The organism is Fodinicurvata fenggangensis DSM 21160 (genome assembly GCF_000686045.1).
GTDB classification, from domain to species: Bacteria; Pseudomonadota; Alphaproteobacteria; order Kiloniellales; family DSM-21159; genus Fodinicurvata; species Fodinicurvata fenggangensis.
In genome coordinates, this window is sequence record NZ_JMLV01000011.1 from 40,872 (window position 1) to 62,879 (window position 22,008).

A 22,008-nucleotide genomic window follows, 5' to 3' on the forward strand; every position below is an offset into this window, starting at 1 on the left:
TCTGAGCCCTCCTTCCCGCGTCATCGCTTCTCCTTGTCCGAGCTGTCGTCATCCTCCTCGTCGGTGACCCCGCCAACCAGCTTGTTGATGTCACCGCCCTCCATGCCGATCTCCTTGAGCAATGAGTCGACCAGCGGCCCTTGGGCACGGTAGCGCAGCGCAGAGTTGACCAGGTTGTCCGGCAGGCCGTTGTGGCCCTCGCCGCCACCGCCGCTGCCCCCGGCCCCTCCGGGGAAACCGCCGAAGCCGTCGAGCTGCAGGACCTTGATGCCTTCGATCTTCTCCATTGGCTTGACGCTTTCGCGGATGATGCCGTCCATTTTGTCGATCAGGTGCATGCGCATCTGCGACTGGCGGGATTCCGGGGTCAGGACATTCTGCGCCTCGTTCATCTGGCGCTTGCCCTCGGCCTCGGTCTCGTAGCGCAGCTTGGCGGCCAGGGCCCTTATCTTCTCGGCCTCGGCTTCGCCCTCGGCCGTGGTGCGGGTGGCCTCTGCCCGATCCGTGGAGGCCTGCTTCTCGGCCTCGGCCGCGGAACGCAGGCGAATGCCCTCGCGTTCGGCCTCCTGGGCCGCCAGAACCAGTTCGATGGCCTTGCGGCGCTCGGCCTGCTCCTTCTCGCGGGCCGTAAAGACCTTCTCCTCGGCCTCCACAGCCTTGGCCCGGGCCAGTTCGGCCGCTGCCTGGGCCTCGGACTGGGCCTTGGACTTCTCGGCCAGCTCGATGGCCTTATCCTGCTCGGCCAATTCCAGCGCCTTGCGACGGTCGATCTCCAGGCGCTGGGTTCCCTGTTCACGATTGATACGCTCCTCGTCCAGCGCTCGGTCACTGGCGATGCGTGCGCGTTCGATCTCCAGGCGCGAGCTGATCTGGGACTCCTCGGACTCCCGCTCGCGCTGGGCCCGTTCGCGGGCCACTTCGGCCTGCTGTTCGGCCTTGCGGGATTCGATGTCACGCTGCTGCTCCAACCGCGCGTATTCGGTGTCCCGGTCGATCTGCAGCGAGTAGCGCTCGGTCTCCAGGTTCTTGTTGCGGATCTCGATCATCGTGTCCTGCTCGATGTCGTTCCGCAGCTTCTTGCGTCGCTCGATCTCCTCGGTCAGGCGCGTCAAACCCTCGGCGTCAAAGGCGTTCGAGGGATTGAAGTACTCCATGTTGGTCTGGTCCATGCCGGTCAGCGACAGGGCTTCCAGTTCCAGTCCGCTGCGCTGCAGGTCCTCGGCCACGGCGGTCTTCACGCGCTTGACGTACTCGCCGCGCTTTTCGTGCAGTTCCTCCATGGTCATCTCGGCCGCCACCCAGCGCAGGGCGTCGATGAACTTACCCTCGACCAGTTCCTTCAAGGCCTCGGGATTCATCGTGCGACGCCCCAGGCTCTGGGCTGCGATGGCGATGGCCTCGCGCGTCGGCTGGACCCGCACATAGAACTCCGTCACCACATCCACACGCATGCGGTTCTTGGTGATCAGGGCGCGGTCCTGGCCGCGTTTGATCTCCAGGCGCAGGGTGTTCATGTTGACGGGAATGACTTCATGAACGATCGGCAGGACGAAGGCCCCGCCGTCCTTGACCACCTTCTCGCCCCCCAGGCCGGTCCGCACGAATGCGGTTTCCTTTGTGGAACGGCGATAGAGCCAGTTCAAAAGATAGACAACGCCCACGATAACCGCGATGAGGACGATAATCCCCAGGACGGTCCATCCAAGTGCTGCACCAGACATCTTCTTCCTCCCTTTCTGAACGCCGGGCTCACCTCTGCCCAAGCGTTCTGGACGCGCGTCAGGCGCGCCCGATAGACTTGAAATTACGCGTCTGTTCCGTAAGGGCCCCTTCGACCGGGAGCCTTTCCATCGAGGACGCGCCATAGAAACCGTGACAGTTCGGGCACTGGCTCAGGATGTAGCGGGCGTCCTCGGGCATGGCGATGGGACCGCCGTGGCAAAGCACCAGTACATCCTTGCGCACGGACAAGGCGGCCTCCGCCCAGGCATTGATGCGCGGAACACAGTCCTCCAGCGTCAGGGCCGTTTCCGCACCGATGGACCCACCGGTCGTCAGGCCCAGATGGCAGACCACGATGTCCGCGCCGGCTTCGGCCATGGCCCTGGCATCCTCCTCACAGAAGACATAGGGCGTGGTCAGCAGGTCGAGCTCGCGCGCCTTGCGGACCACCTCGACCTCCAGGCCGTAGCCCATGCCGGTCTCTTCCAGGTTCGCCCGGAAGGTCCCGTCGATCAGGCCCACGGTCGGGAAGTTCTGGATGCCTGAGAAGCCGATATCCTTGACCTGACGCAGAAAGTGCTCGGGAATCATGAAGGGATCGGTACCGTTCACGCCCGCCAGGACAGGAGTGCTCTTCACCACCGGAAGGACTTCCGAGGCCATCTCCATGACGACCTCGTTGGCATTGCCATAGGCCATCAGCCCGGCCAACGAGCCGCGCCCGGCCATGCGATAGCGACCGGAGTTGTAGATCACGATCAGGTCGATCCCGCCGGCTTCCTCGCACTTGGCGGACAGGCCGGTTCCGGCCCCGCCCCCGACGATGGGCTCGTTGCGGGCGACCATGTCGCGGAATTTCTCCAGGATATCCCGGCGCTCAAACCTGGGCATGTACTGCCTCCTTATCCTTATGGGTTGCCGTTACCTCCCGGAAAGCCGCGACCAGGGCTTGGGCGAATTCCGGGTCGTTGATGTTGTGTGGCAGCTTAATCAGCTTGCGATCCGCCGTCTGACGCAGGTTGCTCTCGATCGCAGAAAACAGGGCCTTGTCCGCTTCCGGATCCCAGAAGGCCTGTTTCGGGGCATCCAGCAGGGACACGCCGCCTTCCGGAATGAAGAAACGCACCGGCCCATCGCAACGGTTCAGCTTGTCGGCGATCCAGCGACCGATCGCGGCATTCTCTTCCGCCGTGGTCCGCATCAAGGTCACCTGCGGGTTGTGCTTGTAGAGATTGCGGCCGCGGAATCGCTCGGGCACCGTGTCCATGGCCCCGAAGTTCACCATGTCCAGGGCGCCGCAGGATCCGACATAGGGAAGCTTGCTGCGGATGATGGAGTCCAGGCGCCCCTCGCCGGCGCTGAACACCCCGCCGACCATCAGGTCGGCAATCTCCGTCGTGGAGATGTCCAGCACCCCGGCCAGCATGCCGGAGTCCACCAGCTTCTCCATGGACTGCCCGCCGGTACCCGTCGCGTGGAACACCAGGCAGTCGAAATCGTCCTCCAGGATCTTCGAAGCGAGCTGCACGCAAGGCGTGGTCACCCCGAACATGGTCAGGCCTACGGCAGGCTTGGTGGAGCTCTGCTTGACGCGTCCGGCATGCGCCACCATGCCGGCCATGGCATGGGCTGCGTTGGACAGAACCAACTCGGAAATCCGGTTGATGCCCTGCACGTCAGTGACCGAGTACATCATGCAGATGTCCGTGGCGCCCACATAGCGCTGCACATCCCCCGAAGCGACGGTGGAGACCATCAGCTTCGGCACGCCTACAGGCAGGACCTGCATGGCCGGCGTGGCAAGGGCTGTTCCCCCGGACCCTCCGGCCGAAATCACACCTCCCACGTCCCGCTGGCGCGGCAGGAAATGACGGAAGGCTTCCGCCATGGCGGATACGGATTCGCCCCGGTCTCCGGAAAACACGGCTGACACGCCACCGGGATGGCAGCGGGCAACTTCCTGGGGGCCGATATCCGCTGACGACGGCTTGCCGCTGGTGCTGAGATCCACCGTCCGGGTCCGCAGGCCCAGGCGTTCCAGGCGATTCTCGATGAAACGCAGTTCGCGGCCCTTGGTATCGAAGGTCCCCACGACATAGGCGCAGCGGTCTACAAGCTGCGCCACCGGCACTTGGATTTCATCGGCCGGGGCGGAGACCGTTGTCTCTTCGCGTGTCCCCTCTTCCGTCTGCGGCCGGCGGCTCTCCCGCCATTCCTCGGCGCCGCTATGGGTCTCGCGCCCCCAGCGATTCGGCGTGCCTTGGCTGACATAGGCGGGCGGCGGCTGGTCTCCGCCACCCTGCAGCCCGGCATCAGCGCGTCGTACCCGGAATACCTGGGCCGGTTCGTCGGGCACGCTTTCCTGAGTGGCAGACTGGTCTTCGTCCTCGCTATGGCGCCCCACACCCAAAAGGCGTTGCTGCAGGTCGCTGTCATTGGCCAGTTCGGCCGCCGGCATCTGCTTCACCAGGAGGCCGTTGACCATGATCGCGACCTGCTCGGCCACCTCGGTGGCCACACCCAGGTTCTGCTCGATCAGCAGGACGGAGATCTCGCCCTCGGCTGCCAGCTGCTTCAACAGGGCAGAAAGCTGCTGAACGATGACCGGTGCCAGCCCCTCGGTCGGTTCATCCATGACCAGCAGGGTCGGGTTGGCCAGCAGGGCCCGGCCGATGGCCAGCATCTGCTGCTCGCCGCCAGACAGCTGGGCACCGCCGTTGCGCCGCCGCTCCGTCAGACGCGGAAAGGTTTCGTAGACCCGCTCGATGGTCCAACTGCCCTTGCGGCCGCTGCTGCGGGCAGCCAGGCGCAGGTGCTCGTCCACCGAGAGCGACGGCCAGACACGGCGTCCCTGGGGTACATAGCCAATACCGCGCTCCACGATGGTGTTAGGGGTCAGGCCGCGCAGTTCACGCCCCTTCAACAGAACGGACCCCCGGGTCGAAGGCGTCAGGCCCATGATGGCATTGCACAGCGTGGTCTTCCCCATGCCGTTGCGGCCGACAACACCCAGCACGCCGTGGTGCAGATCGAAGGACACGCCCTGCAGGGCATGGGCCTGGCCGTAATAGACATGCAGGTCGCGCACGCTCAGGACTGGGGACTGTCCAGTGCCGGCCTGTTGCGGATCAGCCATGCCCGCCTCCCAGATAGATCTGCTGCACGTCCGGATCGCTCTCGATTTCATCGGGCGTGCCTTCCTTGAAGACCGCGCCGTTGTGCATGACCGTGCAGTACTCGACGACACGCAGAGCAACATCCAGGTCGTGCTCGATAATGACGTAACCGATGTGTTCGGGCAGCGCGCGCAGGATTTCCACCAGTTCGCGCCGCTCTGCCGGGGAAAGCCCGGCGGCCGGTTCATCGAACAGGATCATCCGCGGCGCACCCGCCAGCGCCATGCCGATTTCCAGCTGTCGCTGCTGGCCATGGGCCAGATCGGAGACTGGCGTCTTTTCCAGCCGGTCCAGGTGGGCGGCATGCATCATCCTATGCGCGGCCTCGATGGTGGCATCGTCGTCACCCGGGCGGCGCATGGAAAAACGCTTGCTGCCGACACCGCGTGCCGCGAGATAGAGATTGTCAAAAACCGTCAACCCCTTGAACAACAGGGAAGACTGGTAGGTCCGTCGCAGGCCGCGTCTTATGCGCTCCTGCGGCGGCATCTTGGTCACATCCTCGCCGAAGAAACGGATCCGTCCGGCCGTCGGCGGGAAGTCGCCCGTGATGGCATTGAACAACGTGGTCTTGCCGGCCCCGTTCGCACCGAAGACGGCGCGCCGTTCTCCGGCCTGGACCTTCATCGTCACATCATTCAGCGCCACCAGCGCACCGAAGCTGCGGCTCACACCCTGGAGTTCCAGGGCATGAGCCGCCACCGTTTCGGTGAAACCGGCAGAGGCAACCGCACTCATTTGCGAAACGCCTTCTGTCTGCCGTTTACCATCATGACAAGCTCCTCAAGCTTACGGGCAGGAGGGGTTGTCACGCGAAGCGAAACCGTTGGCCAGGAATTCATCTTCCGGCAGGCCAAGGGTCTGGTTCACTTCCGGCACGATCTTCACAACCTCGTTGTAGAGGCCGCCCTCACCGTCCTTCACAACTTCGGTGATGAAGATGTCGGCAACGGCGTTGCGGTTCTCGTCAACAGAGATGGTGCCGGTCGGCGTCTCCAGCTCCAGGTTCTGCAGGGCTTCGCGGAAGGCCTGCTGCCCGTTCGACAGGTCACCATCCACCTCGTCCAGGGCCGTGAGCACAGCCAGGGTGTTCACGTAATAGGCATGCGCGAACAGCGAGGGGGACGGCAGGCCGTCGTCGAACATTTCGGCATAGGTTTCCTTGAATTCCACCCACTTGGGATCGTCCCAGTTGTCGGCGATCGGACCGGCCGTGATGGTTCCGGCCAGGTAGTCGCGCTGCTGCCCCTTGGCTCCCAGCACCGACTGGTCAACCGTGATCGAGCCGGCGATCATCGGCTTTGCACTGCCCATCTGCTGGTACTGGGACAGGAAGTTGATGGCATCCGAGCCGCCCAGGGCGACATAGAGCGCATCGATATCCTGTGGGATCGAGGCCACGGTCGTGGCATAGTCACGCGTGCCCAGCGGCACGTAGAACTTCTCGACAACCTGTCCGCCCAGCTTGCAGAAATCGGTCATGAAGCCCATGACCAGCGAGTAGGGGAAGGAGTAGTCCTCGGCCACGACAGCCACCTTCTCGTAGCCCTTTTCCTCATAGGCATATTTGCCCAGGCCAGCCTGCCACTGCGCACCGTCCGTGGAGAAACGGAAGAAATTCTCGGACGGATCGTCCAGGGTCGTGCGCTGGGCGGCGGAGCTGCCGTTCACGAAGGTCGTGTCGGGATGATCCTTGGCATAGTCCTTGACGGCGATGCCTTCGGAGCCCGAAAGCGGGCCGACAAGGATATCCACCTCGTCATTCTCGACCAGGCGGCGCGCTGCATTGACCGCGCTGTCCGGAGACGCATCGGAGGAGGCGGTGATCAGTTCGATTTCACGCCCCCCGGCCTCATGACCGAATTTTTCCAGAGCCATGCGGATACCGCGGATGCCGTCTTCGCCCGGCACCGCAAAGGGGCCTTCCAGTGTGGCAAGTCCGCCCAGCTTGATCGGATGCTCGTCGGCCGTTGCGGCCCCGGCTCCGGCCACCAAGGCAGCGGCTGCCGTCATGGACAATAGTTTTCTCAACATATCTTCTTTTCCTCCCTCACTGTTTGTCTGAGTTCGGCCATGTCAGACGGCGTGCCTGCATGAACTCAGCACCTACCATTGGTCCACCCTGTTGCGGGCGGACTGTCGCGCCAGCCAGGACTTCAGCTTGCCCCAAAGGCCAAGCACCCCGTCTGGCGAAAAGAGCACGATCACCAGGAAGACCGCCCCGATCACCGTGTTGAAGCGTTCCCGGTCGATCAGATCGATGGCAAAGTTCTCCATCAAAATGAAGATAACGGCACCGATGAAGGGACCGACCGGATGGGCCAACCCGCCCAGAACCGTCAGGATCAGAATATCGATCACGGGCCCGATTCCGACCGACCCCGGCGAGATCTGCCCGTTCTGCCAGACAAGCAGGACCCCGCCGATACCGGCCAGGACACCGGCAACGCCGTGCGCGGCCACGCGATGGGCAGTGACGTTGAACCCCAGGGACGCCATGCGCCGCGGATTGTCGCGCACGGCCTGCAGCGCCAGGCCGAAAGGCGTGCGCGACAGATAGAGTACGAAAAGATAGCACAGCCCCACCACGCCCAGGGTCAGGTAGAAGAAGGGCAGTGGCGCGCGCCAATCCACTCCGAAAACCTCCGGCGGGCGCACCCCGGAAAAGCCATTGAAGGAATTGAAGATGGGGTCGTTCTGCAGCACCAGGTAATAGAAGGCCACCGAGATCGCCAGCGTGATCATGATGGTGTAGATGCCGCTGGTCCGCGCCGAGATCCAGCCGATCAGCACGGCGGCCACGGTCGCAAGGCTCACGGCACCCACCAGCATCAACCAGGCAGGCCATTCCGCATTCCCGAAGATCGCCACCAGGTAGCCGGCGAGCCCGGCCACGGTCAGCTGCGAGAGCGAAACCATGCCGCCATAACCGGCCAGCAGCATCAGCGACAGGCCGATCAGCCCCAGGATCAGGCTTTGCGCCCCGATCTGCACAGTCCAGAAGCCGGTGGCGATCAGTGGGTAGATCACGAGCAGCACGGCCACGACCGCGTGATACCAACGCACACCCCGCAACCAGACTGGAAGAACGGGAGCCGCCTTCTTATCCTCTGTCTTGTCAGTGATCGAGGCCATACCCAGCTCCTATGCCCGTCCGAGTAGGCCCTGGGGCCGGATGGCCAGGACGACCACCATGACCAGGAACGAAAAGACGACCCCATAGGTCGGAAAGTAGGCCAGTCCGAACTGCTCGGTCATGCCGATCAGCAAGGCGCCGATCGCCGCACCGGGAATGGATCCCATGCCGCCCACGATCACGACGATCAGTGAGGCCAGCAGGAAGCGCGTATCCTCGCCCGGCGCGATCGACAGCGCCGAGCCGCCAAGCACGCCGGCCAGGCCGGCCAGGCCGGCGCCGATGGCAAAGGTAACGCAGAACAGCAGTTGGACGTTGACGCCCGACGCCGAGAGCATGCCGCGATCGTCCACGCCGGCCCGGATCATGATGCCGATCCGCGTGCGGTTCAGGAACAGCCACAAGGCAATGCCGATGGCGATCGCCGCCGCAAGCGTAAAGAGACGGTAGGTCGGATAGGCATTGATGAAGGGCATCGGTGTCGCACCGAACAGCCATGCCGGCGGCGTGAACTGATAGGACACACCGGACCATATCGCCAGCATCACATCCGCCAGGATGATGGAGAGCGCAATGGTCACCAGGGTCTGGCGCAACTCCTGCCCTTCCATATAGCGGAACACCAGAAGCTGCAGCAGGATTCCGGCAATCGCCATGGACAGGAAACCGGCCAGCACGGCCAGGTACCACGAGCCCGTGCTGTTGGCGACCTCGAAACCGATATAGCCGCCCAGAAGGTACAGCGAGCCGTGCGCCAGGTTCACGTTGCGCATCAGCCCGAAAACCAGGGAAAAGCCGCTGGCAACGATGAAGTACAAGGCCGCCAGCGTCAGCCCGTTCAGGAAGGTCAGGATGAAAAGCCGCATGATCCTGTGCTTACCCTCAACCGGCCCAGCGCAGCGACGAGCGGCCCTGGGCCGTCACATCGGGGGCGCGGTGAAAGCTGCCGTCCTTCATGACGGCCAGGATCCGCTGGCGCTCCTGCAGGATGCGGATATTGGCAAGCGGATCGCCGTCGACCAGAATCAGATCGGCCAGATAGCCGTCCTTCACCAGTCCCAGCTCGTCGGGCTTGCCCATGATCTGGCCGCCCATCTTGGTCGCGGAGACAATGGCCTCCATGGGGGACATGCCCACCAGGTCGACGAAATATTCCAGGTCCTTGGCATTGGTGCCATGAGGGATCCAGGCGAAGCCGTAATCGCCACCCGGCAGCACGCGAATGCCGCGCCGGTGCATCTTGCGCATGGTCTCGGTGGCGATTTCCGCCTCGCGGGCGTACATCATGCCGAGTGAGGAGTCCGGGTGTACGCCGTACTCGGCGGCGTTCTTGGACGTACGGATCAGCCAGGCCAGGCCAGGCGCCACGAAGTGCTTGTCCTTGTTGGCTTCCAGCAGGTCCAGCGTCTCTTCGTCTGCGAAGGAGGCATGGTAGATAATCTCGATGCCGTGCCGGATGCACATCTTGATGGATTCATTGGAGCGCGCATGGGCTGCCACGCGCAGCCCCCGGCGCTTGGCCTCGGAAACGGCCACTGCCGCTTCCTCGTCGGTCATGGGCGTTTCCTCGGCACCCACGCCGGCGATCTCCTCGCCCGAGAGGTTCAGCTTGATGGTGTCGCAACCGTATTTGATGAACTGGCGTACGGCCCGGCGCATCTCCTCGACGCCCGAGACGATGCAGCCGAAGGAGAGTTCGGGAAACTCCAGGTGCGGCGGCGAGGTGTCGCCCAGCCCGCCCAGCGTCGTGATCTCCTGGCTGGCCGCGGAATAGCGCGGCCCCGGGATGCGGCCCTGGTTGATGGCATCGCGAATGACCACGTCCAGGCGTGCCTTGGCCGAGGCCGCCCCCATGCAGGAGGTAAAGCCCATCTCGATGTAGCGCTTGGCCATCTCCGCGGTGAACAGCGTATGCTCTTCGGGCGGCATCTGCTGGATGGCCTCCAGCGATGGCTGGTCGTTCCACGACAGGTGGGTGTGCGCCTCGGTCATGCCGGGCATCAGGGTCGCGCCGGCTCCGTCGATTACGGTATGGCCACTGCCCAGCCCGCTGCGGCCGCCGCGGCTGACCTGCTTGATACGGTTGCCCTGGACCAACACCTCACCAGTGAAGGGATGATCGCCGCTGCCATCCAGAATGCGGACGTTGGTAAAAAGATAGTCACCCATATCGTGTCCTCCCTAGCGGCAATCCCGTTGTCTTTTATCTGTGCTCAAGGCGCACTCGGGACCGCCTGTCCGATCAAGCCGTTCGTACGGAAGCCATGAAATCTCTCAATTCGCGGTTTACGTCTTCGACCTTCTCAAAAGTTGTCCAGTGGCCGCAACGATTCAGTATCTTCGTGCGCGCCTTTTCCATTTTCTCGCCCATGGAGCGGGCGCCCGAGGCGGGCGCCACACCGTCCTCGTCGCCGGTGGCCAGCAGAACCGGACAGCGTATGCGTGCGGCGTCGGCTGCGCTGGCACCCGCCAGCGCCTCGCAGGTGGCTGCATAGCCATCGGCCGGCTGACGCATCACCATCTCGCGCACCAGCGCCACGGCCAGGGGATTGCGTTCCTTCGTCTCGGCGGAGGTCGCCGCCTGCACGATGGCATCGGCAATATCCGCCATGCCTTCGGCACGCGCCTTGCCCGCACGGTCCTTCAGGCCCTTGCGCGCGGCATCCGGCGGTTCGCTGATCGGGCCGAACAGCGACAGGCTGCGCACCAGGGACGGGTGTTCAACGGCCATGTGCTGACAGACGATTGTGCCCAGCGAATGTCCGACGAAGTGCGCCTTGTCTACACCCAGCACACGACAGGCTTTGGCCAGCGTTGCAACAAAGCCGGAGATGGATAGCTGGCCGGAATGGGGGCTGCGCCCCGAACCGGGCAGGTCGGGCCGAATGACGCGATAGCCATTGCGAAACAGGTCCATCTGGGGCGTGAAGGTGTTCGAGGTGCCGCCCAGACCGTGAACCATCACCACCGGCGTGCCCTCGCCGTCCACCTCGACGGCCATGCGTTCGACTGTCTGCGTGCTCATGCCACCGCTCCTTGTCGTGTTTCGTGATAGCTGGCAACCGGATTCTCAAGGCGGCCAATGCCATCGATGTCCACGGTGACCCGGTCCCCCGGCCGCAGGTAGCGCGGCGGCTGGAACCCGATTCCGACGCCGGCCGGCGTACCCGTGGCAATGACATCGCCGGGATAGAGTGTGATGCCTGCCGAAAGCGTCTCGATCAGAGTGGGAATATCGAAAATGAGGGCGGAAATCGGCGCCTCCTGGCGCAGCTCGCCATTGACGTGGCAGCGCACCCAGGACTTCGACAGGTCCAGTTCGTCGGCCGTGACAGCCACGGGCCCCATGGGGCAGAAACCGTCCTGTGACTTGCCGATCAGCCACTGCTTGTGGCGACCCTGCAGGTCACGCGCCGTGATGTCGTTGACAATGGTATAGCCCCAGACGTGGTCCATGGCCGTGGCTTTGGAGATTCCCCGTCCGCCCCGGCCGATGATGACCGCCAATTCGGCTTCGTAGTCGATGGCGCTGCTCACGCGGGTATCCACCGGAATGGGATCACCGGCGGCACTGACAGACTCCGGCACCTTCGAGAAGATGATCGGCGCATCCGGCACGGCCCCCGACGCTGCACCGGAATCGAAACCGCTGCCGGCAAATTCATGGGCGTGCTCGTAGTAGTTCTTGCCGACACAGAAGATGTTGCGGCGCGGATGCGGAACCGGTGCGCGCAGCTTCACGGCCGACAATGGCAGCTTCTCCAAGGTGGTCGCCGGACGGCCCACCTCTGAATCCACCAAAGCCAGCACGCCCTTTTCGGCGGCATTCCCATTGAGATCGAAGGGCGACAGGCTACTGCCGTCGGCCGACAAGACACCCAGACCCGGCTTGCCATCCAAATGATACGCAGCGATCTTCATCGTTGGAAACGCCCCTCCAGCTTCTTGTTTTCATTAAACCAATACTGAACCATTGGTTTTTAATTGAGCCAATACTCGCTGCGAATGCTTGGAGCTGTCAACCTGATTTTGAGGATGTTGGAAATTTTTGTTTGCTCTGGATCAGGATTGGATCAAGAATGGTATAGTGATGAACGAGATTCGGAATCCACACCTCGGGCGCGCAGCCGCCACGGCCATGCAGGACCTGTTGACCCGCATAGAGAGCGGCGAATTCTCGCTGGGCCAGCAGTTGCCGTCCGAGCGCGAATTGGCCAATCGGCTGGGGGTGGCGCGCAACACCCTGCGCGCGGCCTTGGTCCAACTGGAAGGCGATGGTTTCCTGACACGCCAGATCGGCCGCGGGACCTTCGTCGCCCAAGTGCCCAACCGGTCCAGTGGCAGCTTCCTGTCACGGCGCATGCGCAACGCCAGTCCGGCAGACCTGATGGAAGTGCGCCTGATCATTGAGCCGCACGTCGCGGCGCTGGCCGCCAGCCGTGGCAGCAACGAGGACATCGAACGAATTCAAATTGCCCTGCGCGCCTCGCTCTCGGCGCGCGGCCTCTCGGAGTTCGAGCACTGGGATGCCGAGTTGCACATGGCCATCTTCCACGCCACAAAGAACGCCCTGCTGATCGACTACTGCGATGCCATCAACGCCATCCGCAACGAGCCCAACTGGTACCGCCTGAAAAAGCGTACGGTCTCTGCAGACACGCGTACGCACTACGACCAGCAGCACAGTGCCATTGTTCAGGCCATATGCGACCGGGACCCGGAAACCGCTCAGAAACTCATGACCCAGCACATGAGCGCCATCCGTGACAACATGCTGGGCGTGCTGGGGTAAGCAAGACAATCAAACCGGCGGGCGTGCGGCTAGCGGTCATATCCCGGATTTGCTTCATCAACCTGGCGCAGCATGGCCTCCCACTCCATTTCGCCGTAGACGCGGCGCACATCCGGATCGTACAGCTTGGCCGTCTTTTCGCAGACCTCTTCGGGCGGCAGCTGCAATTCGCTGCCGGCATTCATAACATCCACCTGGACCTTGCAGGCGTTCTCCAGCCAGTACATGAGATTGAAGGCATGGGCGATGTTCAGCCCGCAGGTCAGAAGGCCGTGGTTGCGCAGGATCATCGCGTAATGCGGCCCCAGGTCGGCGACCAGGCGCTGGCGCTCGTCCAGATCAAGGGCGACACCCTCGTAGTCGTGATAGCCGACACGGTTATGAAAACGCATCGAGGTCTGCGCAATGGGCAGCAGACCACACTTCATGGCCGAAACCGCCATGCCGGCGCGTGTGTGGGTATGGATCACGCAGTCCACATCCGGTCGGGCCTCGTGCACGGCGCTGTGAATCACGAAACCGGCCTGGTTGATCCCATAGCCAGTACCGGGATCCAGCAGGATATTGCCTTCGTGATCGATCTTGCAGAGGCTGGACGCCGTCATTTCGTTGTAGCGCAGGCCGTAGGAGTTGATCAGGAACTGATCCGGATGACCTGGTACGCGGGCCGAGATGTGGTTGTAGATCAGGTCGGTCATTCCGTAGAGGGCCATCAGTCTGTAACAGGCCGCCAGATGGACCCGTGCTTCCCACTCTTCGGATGAGACCTGATCACGCAGGGACTGCCCCCGTGTGGCAGCTAGACTCGATGCCATGGTCTTCCACTCCTTATACGTCATGAACCGCGATTTTTTTTCGGATCGAAGTATCGCGGCCGATCAGAAGCGGGTCAACGCGCTTGGGAGCGACAACAAACAGGCCGGAACGCCAGGCTGGAAGAGATCAGGTCCAGCCACTCAGGCGCGGCCCATCATCATGCGATAGCGGACCTGGTCGAAGATCACCGCCAGGATCAGCAGGCCGCCAAGCAGGACCATCTGCATGTAGGAGCTGATCTGGGCCAGGTTCATACCGTTCTGCGCCAGGGTGATGAAGTAGGCGCCCAGCACCACGTTGATCACCCGACCGATGCCACCGCGCAGCGAAACGCCGGCGATCACGCAGGCGGCGATGGACTCCAGTGCGATGGTGCCGCCCAGGTTGGCCTCGCCGGATTCCACGCGTGCGGTCAGCAACAGGCCAGCCACCGAGGCGGCCAGGGCACAGAGGGCATAGGCGATGATCAGGGTGCGCTTGGTGTCGATGGCCGACAGCACGGCAGCCTTGATGTTGCCGCCGACGGCATAGATGTGCGCGCCGGTGCGCATGCGCTCCATGAAGATCCACATGGCCAGGATGGCAACCAGCGCGACGATCACCGGTACCGGTATGTCCCAGATTCGGCCGAAGCCGAAGGCATCGGCAAAGGCATAGGGCATCCCGGAGACCGGGACGCCCCCGGTCAGAAACAGCGAGATGCCCGCCACCACCGAACTGACGCCCAAGGTCATGATAAAGGGGGAGACTCCGAAGAAGGCCACACCGGCCCCGTTGACCAGGCCCACCACCAGCGAGGCGCCCAGCCCGGCCAGGCAGCCCAGGATAATCACCAGCCAGACGGCATCGGGAAAGATGCCGGCCAGTGCCACCATGGCCAGGGCCGAGATCACCGAGGTGAGCGCCACCACCGCCCCGACCGACAGGTCGAAGCCTCCGGTGATGAGAGCCAGCATTTGCCCCATGGACACCAGCGTCAAATAGACCGACTGCCGGAAGACGTTGGTCATGTTGTCGAAGGTCAGGAAGCGGTCCGAGAGGACGGTGAAGATGACCAGGGCGCCTGCCAGGAAAAAGGGCAGCACACCCAGCTTCATGAAGACAGCGCGCAGGGCCTGCAGGGCCGTGCGGCTGCCGGCAGTTTCCTGTGGTGTTGTCGCATTGTCCGTCATCGACCTATTCCTCGAAAAAATGTGCCAGAACGGCGGCTTCGCTGATCTCTTCGCGCGGCAACTCGGCCGAGATCCGTCCATGTGAAAACACCAGAAGGCGGTGGGAGAGGTTCATCACTTCGGGCAGGTCCGAAGAGATGACCACCACGGCCTTGCCACTTTCCGTCAGGCGCTTGATCAGGCCATAGATCGCCGCGCGCGCGCCCATGTCGACGCCCACCGTGGGTTCGTCGAAGATATAGAGGTCGTAGTCCTTGCCCAGGCCACGCCCGAACAGGGTCTTCTGCTGGTTGCCGCCCGACAGCTGCGCGGCCAGGCGATCGCGGTAAGCCGGGGGCAGCTCCACCGATTCCGCCACCGCTTCGGCCTTGGCTCGCATGTCTTTCCAGGGCAGCAGGCCCAGGCGGCTGGAAGCACCGACCATCACGCCCTGGATCAGGTTGGCGCGCGAGGTGAAGGCCAACTGCAGGCCCTCGGTCTTGCGGTCCGGCGGCAGGTAATAGACGCCTTGCCCCATCATGTGGCGGCAGCTCGCCCCCGTGACACCGCGGTCCTTCAGGCGCACCTGGCCCGCCGTCATCGATTGCAGGCCGAAGATGGCCCGGAAGCAGCGCGATTTGCCGGAGCCCACCAGGCCCGCCACGCCCAGGATCTCACCGGGCCGCACAGTCAGTGCAGCCTCCTTGACCCCGGAAGTCTTAAGGCCCTCGACCTCCAGGATCGGAGCGCCCGGACGCGCCTCGATGGCGGGATAGATTTCGTCGATAGCACGCCCCACCATCATCTCCACCAGCTTGGCTTCGCTGGTCTCGGCCATGGCCACCGTTGCGATCTTGCGGCCATCGCGCAGCACCGTGACACGATCGGCGATGCGCTTGAGCTCCTGCATGCGGTGCGAGATATAGATAACCCCCACGCCGCGTGCCTTCATCTGCTCCACCACCTTGAACAGGTGGTCGACCTCGCGGTCAGTCAGGGACGCCGTGGGCTCGTCCAGGATCAGGATCGAGAGTTGGCCGTGAAAGGCCTTGGCGATCTCCACCATCTGCTGCTCGGCCCGGCTGAGCGTACTGACCAGGGCCTTTGGATCGATGTGGAAGTCGAGTTGTTCGAACAACTCACGTGCACGGTGGATCATGCCGGACTTGTCGGTAAAGCCGCGACGTTTCGGCTCGTCGCCCAGGAAGATGTTCTCGGCCACGCTCATGGTTGGCACCAGGGAGAACTCCTGGAAAACCGCCGAGATTCCCTTCTCGCGGGCATCGGCCACGGACTGGAAATTCACGTCCTCGCCATTCACGCGCAGACTGCCGCTGCTTGGCTGGCTGGCGCCGGCAACCATGGCAATCAGGGTGGATTTGCCCGCACCGTTCTCGCCGAAGAGGACATGCACCTCGCCGGACTTCAGTTCGAAGTCCACGGCGTCCAGGGCCACGACCCCCGGATAGCGCTTGGTCAGGGCAGCTGTTTCAATGACCGTCTGCATCTCAGGTCGTCCTGGGGACTTATCCAAGGAATGCGCCCGGCACGCCCGGGACTCCCGAAGTCCATTGCAAAGGAAAAAAGCCGGGAACGGCGGTAACGCCGTTCCCGGGAACAGGCACAGGGATTACTCGACCTCGACCGAGAAAACCGGACTGAAGCCCTGCGGCGGCAGAACATTGCTCCGCTCGACCTCGCCGATATTGTCCTGGTCCACCACGAAGATTTCCGGACCCACGTGCTTGACGTAGTCCTCGCCCTCCAGGACGCGGACCGCCTGGTCCACGGCAATGCGGCCCTGGATGACCATGGAGTCCGCAGGCGCCGCCAGGATGAAACCGCGCTCGATGCCTTCATAAACGCCCGGCGTCATGTAGAAGGAAATCAGGTCGACTTCGCCCACCAGATCACGTTCGCGGATGATGCCCTGGGCCGCTTCGGCGGTCACCGCCGTACCGGCTATGTAGCGGACATCCGGATTGGCGCGCAGCACGTCCTCGACCAGGCCCTGCTGGGCCTCCTTGCCGGTGTCGCCATAGCGCGGCTCCAGCACCTCGATCGCCGAGCCCTCGACGGCCTCCATGAAGCCCGCATGCGCGGCCTCCACCCAGCCGGCGCCCGCGGGACCGGGGAACCAGCCCACCTGGACCGGATCGCTGCCCTCGGGGTGCCGCTCGGCCAGGTACTCGCCGGCACTGGAGCCCATGGTGCGGAAGGAGACCAGCGACTTGGCAGTGACGTTCTCGGAAGAGATGCCGTTGATCACGTCGATCACCGGAATATCATCTTCCGCCAGTTCATCCACCAGATTGTTCAGCCCGTCCAGCGAGATCGCGCCGATGATGACGGCATCCGCGCCACCGGCCACACAGTCCTCGATCTGGCTGAGCTGGTTGGCCAGCTCGGTGTAACCGCCGGCCTCGACAACGTTCAGGTTGACGCCGAGGCGCTTGGCCTCCTCGACCACACCGTAGTCGACGCCCAACCAGTAGGCGTCCTTCATGTGCGGGAAGGACACACAGATCTCCCAGGGCTGGGACGCCTTCTCCAGCGGCGTATAGGAAATCTTGTTGACCTCGCCGTCCGCAGAGAAGGCCGGGGTGACCTCCTCGGCCTCATAGGGGAACCACTCGTCCTGGGCAAGGGCCGGGCCTGCAAGGGCCGTGGCGACCGCCAGTGTTGCAATAAACCTTATCATTTTCTCCACCTCCTCTGTTGAAGTCGTTTTGTGGTTTTCTGTTTGTTATTGGTGTTTGAGCGCTTCCTCGATCCGCGCCAGCTGGGCCTTGCGCTCCTTCCGGGCGGCCAGCGCCTGCTCCATGTCCACCTTCACGAAGCGGGTCGGCGTGTGCGGTTGCAACTGGCCGATCAGGTCCATGTCGGCCGAGATCACGGCCCCCAGGGTGAAGTAGCCGCCGCCCGAGACCGCATCACGGTGCAGAACGATGGGCTCGGTGCCACCCGGCACCTGGATGGAGCCATAGGAATAGCAGCCATCGACGATGTTCGAGGGGTCCGAACCTGCCCCGAAGGGCTGCTCGCGCTCCTGGAAGGTCATGGGCCGGCCACCGCGGAAGCGCACCCCCATGCGGTCGGCTTCGGGCGCCACCTTCCATTCGTCGTCGAAGAAATTTCGTCCGGCCTCCTCGGTGATCAGGCGCCAGTAGAGGCCCGGCAGCACGCGCAGCTCGGCTGGATTGCCCGGCATGCGGCGCAGGGATGCCTCCAGGCTGCGGCCCTCCTTGACCTTTCCGTTATCGCCGAAGGGCACCATGTCACCGACCGCCAGCGCGCGGCCTTCATAGCCACCGAGGGCGCCGATGGCATAGGTCGAACGGCTGCCCAGGTAAACGTCGGTGGTGATGCCGCCCGAGATCGCGATGTAGGCGCGCGCACCCTCGCGCAGATAATCGAAGGACAGCACCTGCCCGGCCTTCACCTTGAAGGCGGTCCAGGTCGGCTTCTCCTCGCCATCCACACGCGGCGGCAACTCGGCGCCGGTCACCGCGACCATGGCGTCCTTCTCGAATTCCAGCTGCGGCCCCATGAAAACCGTCTCCAGCGCGGCCGCGCCCTCGTCGTTGCCGACCAGCAGGTTGGCTGCACGCAGGGACAGGCGGTCCATGGCACCCGATATGGGAATGCCCAGATGGAAATAGCCGGGGCGGCCGAGATCCTGGATCGTCGTCAGGAGTCCGGTGTTGAGAACCTTAAACGTCATTGAGGGCCCCCATCAGTTTCTTGTTGAAACCGTCCATGTCCGCGTTGAAGGCCTCCAGGTCGAACTCGACCTCGGCGATCCGCGGCGTGTAGCGATTGGCCTGCACCTCGGCCAGCGTGGCGTCGTATTCCTCACGGCTGATCGGCGTGAACTTCACCAGGTCGCCTGGCTTGAAGAAGACCAGGAAGTCGCGGAGGTACGAGGTCACCTGCTTGGGGTCGAAGATGGTGACCGGCGTGATGCCGAACATCTGGTAGCCGCCGGCCCCGCGCACCGAATAGATGCAGGAGAAACAGCCGCCATAGCCCACCGTCTGCTTGGGCGTGTCGGTCCGCGGCCGGACGTACTTGGGCACCTCCAGCTGCTTCTTGCGCTCCACCAGCTGGTAGAGGAAGGGCAGGCCCGAGACGAAGCCGACCATGGAGACGAACCAGGGCGCCGAGTGGTGTGCCGTGATGAACTCGTCGATCGTGTTGAAGCCGTTGATCCGCGCAGCATAGTCAAGGTCGCTGCCGCTCGGGTCCTGGTGCCGGTCGCGAAAGCGCATCAGGGTCTCGTGCGTCCAGGGATCCCGGTAATAGACGGGGAATTCGACGATGCGGGTGTTGAGCCGCTTCTCCGCGCTCTCGGCGGTGTGCTCCAGGGCCTTCAGCTCGGCCAGCATGTCGTCGGGCTTGATGCGGTCGGGATCGAACTTCACCTGGAAGCTGGCGTTGGCCGGACAGACCTCGGTGACCCCGTCGATCTCGGCCTCGCGCACGGCAGAGGTCATCGACAGGCTCTTGAAGAAGGCGTCCAGCGACATCTCCTCGTCCATCTCGACGAAGATGTGCTCGTCGCCTCCGAAGGAATAACGTGTCTTCATGCTCAAACCTCCAGGTCGGCGGTCAGGGTGCGGTTTTCGAGCCAGGGCTCGAGGAACTGGGTGTGGAACTGCCCGGCCTGCACCGCCGGGTCGGCGGCCAGGGCCTTGTGCAGCGGCAGGGTGGTTTTCACGTCGCCGATGCTGATCTGCTGCAGCGCCTTGGTCAGCGCGGCCAGGGCATCCTTGCGGTCCATGCCGTGGACGATCAGCTTGCCCAGCAGCGAGTCGTAGAAGGGCGGGATGACATAGCCCTCGTACAGCAGGGTGTCGAAGCGCAGGCCCGCAATCTCGGGGATCTTCAGCTTGCCGATCACGCCCGGGAAGGGCATGAAGTTGTTGGACGGATCCTCGGCGTTCACCCGCACCTCGATGGCGTGGCCATCCAGCTGGATGTCCTCCTGAGCCATGGACAGGGGCTCGCCCCCGGCCACCTTGATCATCTCGGCCACCAGGTCGATGCCGGTCACCATCTCGGTCACCGGATGCTCCACCTGGATGCGCGTGTTCATCTCGATAAAAAAGAATTCGCCCGTACCCTCGTCATAGAGGTATTCCAGCGTGCCCGCGCCGCGATAGGCCACGGACTCGGCCAGGGCCACGGCCGAGCGGCAAAGCTCCTCGCGCACCTCGGACGTCAGGCAGGCGGCGGGCGCCTCCTCCCAGACCTTCTGGCGGCGGCGCTGCAGCGAGCATTCCCGTTCATAGCAGTGCACGGCCCGCTGGCCATCGCCCAGGATCTGCACCTCGATGTGCCGCGGGGTCTTCAGGGCGCGTTCCAGGTACAATGCGCCGTCGCCGAAGGCAGCCTGTGCCTCGGCACGCGCCTGCGGGGCCAGCTTGCGCAGTTCCTCTTCGCTGTCGGCGATGCGAATGCCGCGTCCGCCCCCGCCTGCGGAGGCCTTGATCATCACGGGATAGCCGATCTCCCTGGCTGCCGCCACGGCGGCTTCCGCGGTCTCGATCACGCCCTTAGAGCCCGGCACCACCGGCACCCCGGCCTCCTGGGCCGCGGCGCGCGCGGCCGCCTTGTTGCCCATGCGCCGGATGGTCTCGGCCGAGGGCCCGACGAAGATCATCCCCGCCTGCTCCACGGCTTCGGCAAAATCGGCATTCTCCGACAGGAAGCCATAGCCCGGATGCACGGCATCGCACTCGGCCTCCTTCGCTGCGGTGATCAGGGCCTCGACGTTCAGGTAGGACTTGGCCGCCTGGGCCGGGCCGATGCAGATGGCTTCGTCGGCCAGGCGCACAGCCAGCATGTCCCCGTCGGCGTCGGAATGCGCCTGCACCGCCGTGATACCCAGGGCCTGCGCGGCACGCACCACGCGCACCGCGATCTCGCCCCGGTTGGCCACGAACAGGCGTCGGATCGACATGCCCCTCAGTCCTCCAGCTCGACCAGGACGGCGCCTGCCGAGACGGGCTCTTCGTTCTCGACCTTGAAGGCCTTCACCTTGCCGACCACTTCGGACTTGACCTCGATGAAGGATTTCATGACCTCCACCAGGCCGACCACGTCGCCCACGGCGACCGCATCGCCCTCGGACTTGTAGGGCGCATCTTCGGGCGAGGGACGGCGATAGAATGTGCCGGGGATGGGAGAGCGGATGTCCGCCATGACTGTGTCTCCTTGATCTCGCTTGGCTGTTTGTCTTCTCTCAGCGTGGTTTTTGTTGCTTTGTCGGAAACTCTCTCAAGCGACCCTGCGCGCGGATTGCGACCGCTTTCAGGCCGCTTCCGCCAGGATGTCCTCGGCGGGCAGGATATGGATGCCGTTGTCCACCAGACCCTTGCGCACCGCCGTTCCGATCTGCAGCGCACCGGGCGTATCGGAATGGAAACAGATGGATTCGAAGGTGATGTCGATGTCCGTGCCCTCCACCGTGCGCACCTTGCCTTCCTGGCAGGCGCGCACACACTTCTCGGCCACTTCCTCGGGCTTGAGGGCGCGCATGCGGCGGGTGAAGACGATGCTGCCGCTGTTGTCGTAGTCGCGGTCGGCGTAGAACTCGCGCACGGTCTTCAGCCCCGCGGCTTTGGCGATGCCATAGGTTTCCGAAACATCCATGCAGAAGACCGCAGTCTCGGGGCTGCACCTGGCCAGGGCCTCGACCAGCAGTTTCGACAACTCGGCATTCCGCGCCGCCTCCATGTAGAGGGCGCCATGCGGTTTCACGTGCTGCAGCTTGGTGCCGTGCCGGCGGGCGAATTCACGCAGCGCGCCCACCTGATAGACGATGTCGTTGACCAGTTCGTCGGGATTGGCCTGGATCACGCGCCGGCCGAAGCCCTGCAGGTCGCGGTAGCCTGGGTGCGCGCCAATGGCGACGCCCCGCTCCAACGCGCCCTTGACCACCTTGTCCATCAGGTTGGGGTCACCGGCATGGAAGCCGGTCGCCACGTTGGCGGAGCTGATCAGGTCCATCAGCTCCTCGTCGGTCGCCTCGCTGATCCGCCAATACCCGAAGTTTTCACCCAGGTCGCAGTTCAGATCCACAGTTTTTCTGCTCACCGTCTTGCCTCCAGCTACAAGCCTGTCGGCGCCTTCTTGAGCGAAGCGCTCTGACATCCCTGCATTCAGGGTCCGCCCGAGGTGAAGGGAAATCAAATTGTAAAATTCACGGCA

20 protein-coding genes are annotated in these 22,008 nt (G+C 63.7%); 1 reads left to right on the top strand and 19 read right to left on the bottom strand.

Annotated features, from left to right (window positions below; translation table 11 throughout):
* Positions 1–20 precede the first annotated feature (20 nt).
* The 10 genes from BP38_RS0114170 to BP38_RS0114215 form a co-directional block, all read right to left on the bottom strand.
* Complete coding sequence (locus BP38_RS0114170) at positions 21–1,721, bottom strand: flotillin family protein (protein WP_026988276.1); 1,701 nt, start codon at positions 1,719–1,721, stop codon at positions 21–23.
* A gap of 58 nt (positions 1,722–1,779) precedes the next feature.
* Positions 1,780–2,613 carry a phosphoenolpyruvate hydrolase family protein gene (locus tag BP38_RS0114175; RefSeq protein ID WP_026988277.1) on the bottom strand — a complete coding sequence of 278 codons (834 nt, stop codon included), beginning with the start codon at positions 2,611–2,613 and terminating at the stop codon, positions 1,780–1,782.
* Positions 2,600–4,858, bottom strand: a complete 2,259-nt coding sequence (locus tag BP38_RS20780; protein WP_051609388.1) for an ABC transporter permease — start codon at positions 4,856–4,858, stop codon at positions 2,600–2,602. Before BP38_RS20780 ends, BP38_RS0114175 begins: the two co-directional genes overlap by 14 nt.
* Positions 4,851–5,636, bottom strand: coding sequence for an ABC transporter ATP-binding protein (locus BP38_RS0114185; RefSeq protein ID WP_026988278.1), 786 nt, complete (start codon positions 5,634–5,636; stop codon positions 4,851–4,853). The genes BP38_RS20780 and BP38_RS0114185 overlap by 8 nt, the downstream gene beginning before the upstream one ends.
* 51 nt (positions 5,637–5,687) lie before the next feature.
* Positions 5,688–6,932 (bottom strand): ABC transporter substrate-binding protein, encoded by a 1,245-nt coding sequence (locus BP38_RS0114190; RefSeq protein ID WP_026988279.1) that lies wholly within the window; start codon positions 6,930–6,932, stop codon positions 5,688–5,690.
* A gap of 72 nt (positions 6,933–7,004) precedes the next feature.
* Positions 7,005–8,033, bottom strand: a complete 1,029-nt coding sequence (locus BP38_RS20785) for a branched-chain amino acid ABC transporter permease (protein WP_035725386.1) — start codon at positions 8,031–8,033, stop codon at positions 7,005–7,007.
* A 9-nt stretch (positions 8,034–8,042) separates the two neighbouring features.
* Positions 8,043–8,900: a branched-chain amino acid ABC transporter permease gene (locus BP38_RS0114200; protein WP_026988280.1), complete on the bottom strand. Its 858-nt coding sequence runs from the start codon at positions 8,898–8,900 to the stop codon at positions 8,043–8,045.
* A 16-nt stretch (positions 8,901–8,916) separates the two neighbouring features.
* On the bottom strand, positions 8,917–10,203 hold the full coding sequence (locus BP38_RS20790) for a metal-dependent hydrolase family protein (protein ID WP_035725387.1): 1,287 nt from the start codon (positions 10,201–10,203) through the stop codon (positions 8,917–8,919).
* Positions 10,204–10,276: 73 nt separating this feature from the next.
* Positions 10,277–11,059 (bottom strand): alpha/beta fold hydrolase, encoded by a 783-nt coding sequence (locus BP38_RS0114210; protein ID WP_026988281.1) that lies wholly within the window; start codon positions 11,057–11,059, stop codon positions 10,277–10,279.
* Positions 11,056–11,955: a fumarylacetoacetate hydrolase family protein gene (locus BP38_RS0114215; protein ID WP_026988282.1), complete on the bottom strand. Its 900-nt coding sequence runs from the start codon at positions 11,953–11,955 to the stop codon at positions 11,056–11,058. Before BP38_RS0114215 ends, BP38_RS0114210 begins: the two co-directional genes overlap by 4 nt.
* Positions 11,956–12,124: 169 nt before the next feature.
* On the opposite strand from BP38_RS0114215, the gene BP38_RS0114220 reads away from it, so the two are divergent.
* On the top strand, positions 12,125–12,826 hold the full coding sequence (locus BP38_RS0114220) for a FadR/GntR family transcriptional regulator (RefSeq protein WP_026988283.1): 702 nt from the start codon (positions 12,125–12,127) through the stop codon (positions 12,824–12,826).
* Positions 12,827–12,855: 29 nt separating this feature from the next.
* Here BP38_RS0114220 and BP38_RS0114225 read toward each other — a convergent pair whose 3' ends face one another.
* From BP38_RS0114225 to BP38_RS0114265, 9 genes are all read right to left on the bottom strand, one after another.
* Positions 12,856–13,641 carry a class II aldolase/adducin family protein gene (locus BP38_RS0114225; RefSeq protein ID WP_035725390.1) on the bottom strand — a complete coding sequence of 262 codons (786 nt, stop codon included), beginning with the start codon at positions 13,639–13,641 and terminating at the stop codon, positions 12,856–12,858.
* Between the two features lie 141 nt (positions 13,642–13,782).
* A complete protein-coding gene (locus BP38_RS0114230; protein ID WP_051609389.1) occupies positions 13,783–14,814 on the bottom strand; it encodes an ABC transporter permease in 1,032 nt (343 codons plus the stop codon).
* A gap of 4 nt (positions 14,815–14,818) precedes the next feature.
* Positions 14,819–16,300 (bottom strand): sugar ABC transporter ATP-binding protein, encoded by a 1,482-nt coding sequence (locus tag BP38_RS0114235; RefSeq protein WP_026988286.1) that lies wholly within the window; start codon positions 16,298–16,300, stop codon positions 14,819–14,821.
* Between the two features lie 123 nt (positions 16,301–16,423).
* A complete protein-coding gene (gene torT / locus BP38_RS0114240; RefSeq protein ID WP_026988287.1) occupies positions 16,424–17,494 on the bottom strand; it encodes a TMAO reductase system periplasmic protein TorT in 1,071 nt (356 codons plus the stop codon).
* Positions 17,495–17,539: 45 nt separating this feature from the next.
* Positions 17,540–18,517, bottom strand: a complete 978-nt coding sequence (locus BP38_RS0114245) for a 5-oxoprolinase subunit C family protein (RefSeq protein WP_026988288.1) — start codon at positions 18,515–18,517, stop codon at positions 17,540–17,542.
* Complete coding sequence (locus BP38_RS0114250; protein WP_026988289.1) at positions 18,507–19,382, bottom strand: 5-oxoprolinase subunit B family protein; 876 nt, start codon at positions 19,380–19,382, stop codon at positions 18,507–18,509. Before BP38_RS0114250 ends, BP38_RS0114245 begins: the two co-directional genes overlap by 11 nt.
* A gap of 2 nt (positions 19,383–19,384) precedes the next feature.
* The gene (locus BP38_RS0114255; RefSeq protein WP_026988290.1) at positions 19,385–20,758 is read right to left on the bottom strand and encodes an acetyl-CoA carboxylase biotin carboxylase subunit; all 1,374 of its coding nucleotides are present in this window, start codon (positions 20,756–20,758) and stop codon (positions 19,385–19,387) included.
* Positions 20,759–20,763: 5 nt separating this feature from the next.
* Positions 20,764–21,000, bottom strand: a complete 237-nt coding sequence (locus tag BP38_RS0114260; protein WP_026988291.1) for an acetyl-CoA carboxylase — start codon at positions 20,998–21,000, stop codon at positions 20,764–20,766.
* A gap of 108 nt (positions 21,001–21,108) precedes the next feature.
* Positions 21,109–21,894 (bottom strand): 5-oxoprolinase subunit PxpA, encoded by a 786-nt coding sequence (locus tag BP38_RS0114265; RefSeq protein WP_026988292.1) that lies wholly within the window; start codon positions 21,892–21,894, stop codon positions 21,109–21,111.
* Between the last annotated feature and the right edge of the window lie 114 nt (positions 21,895–22,008).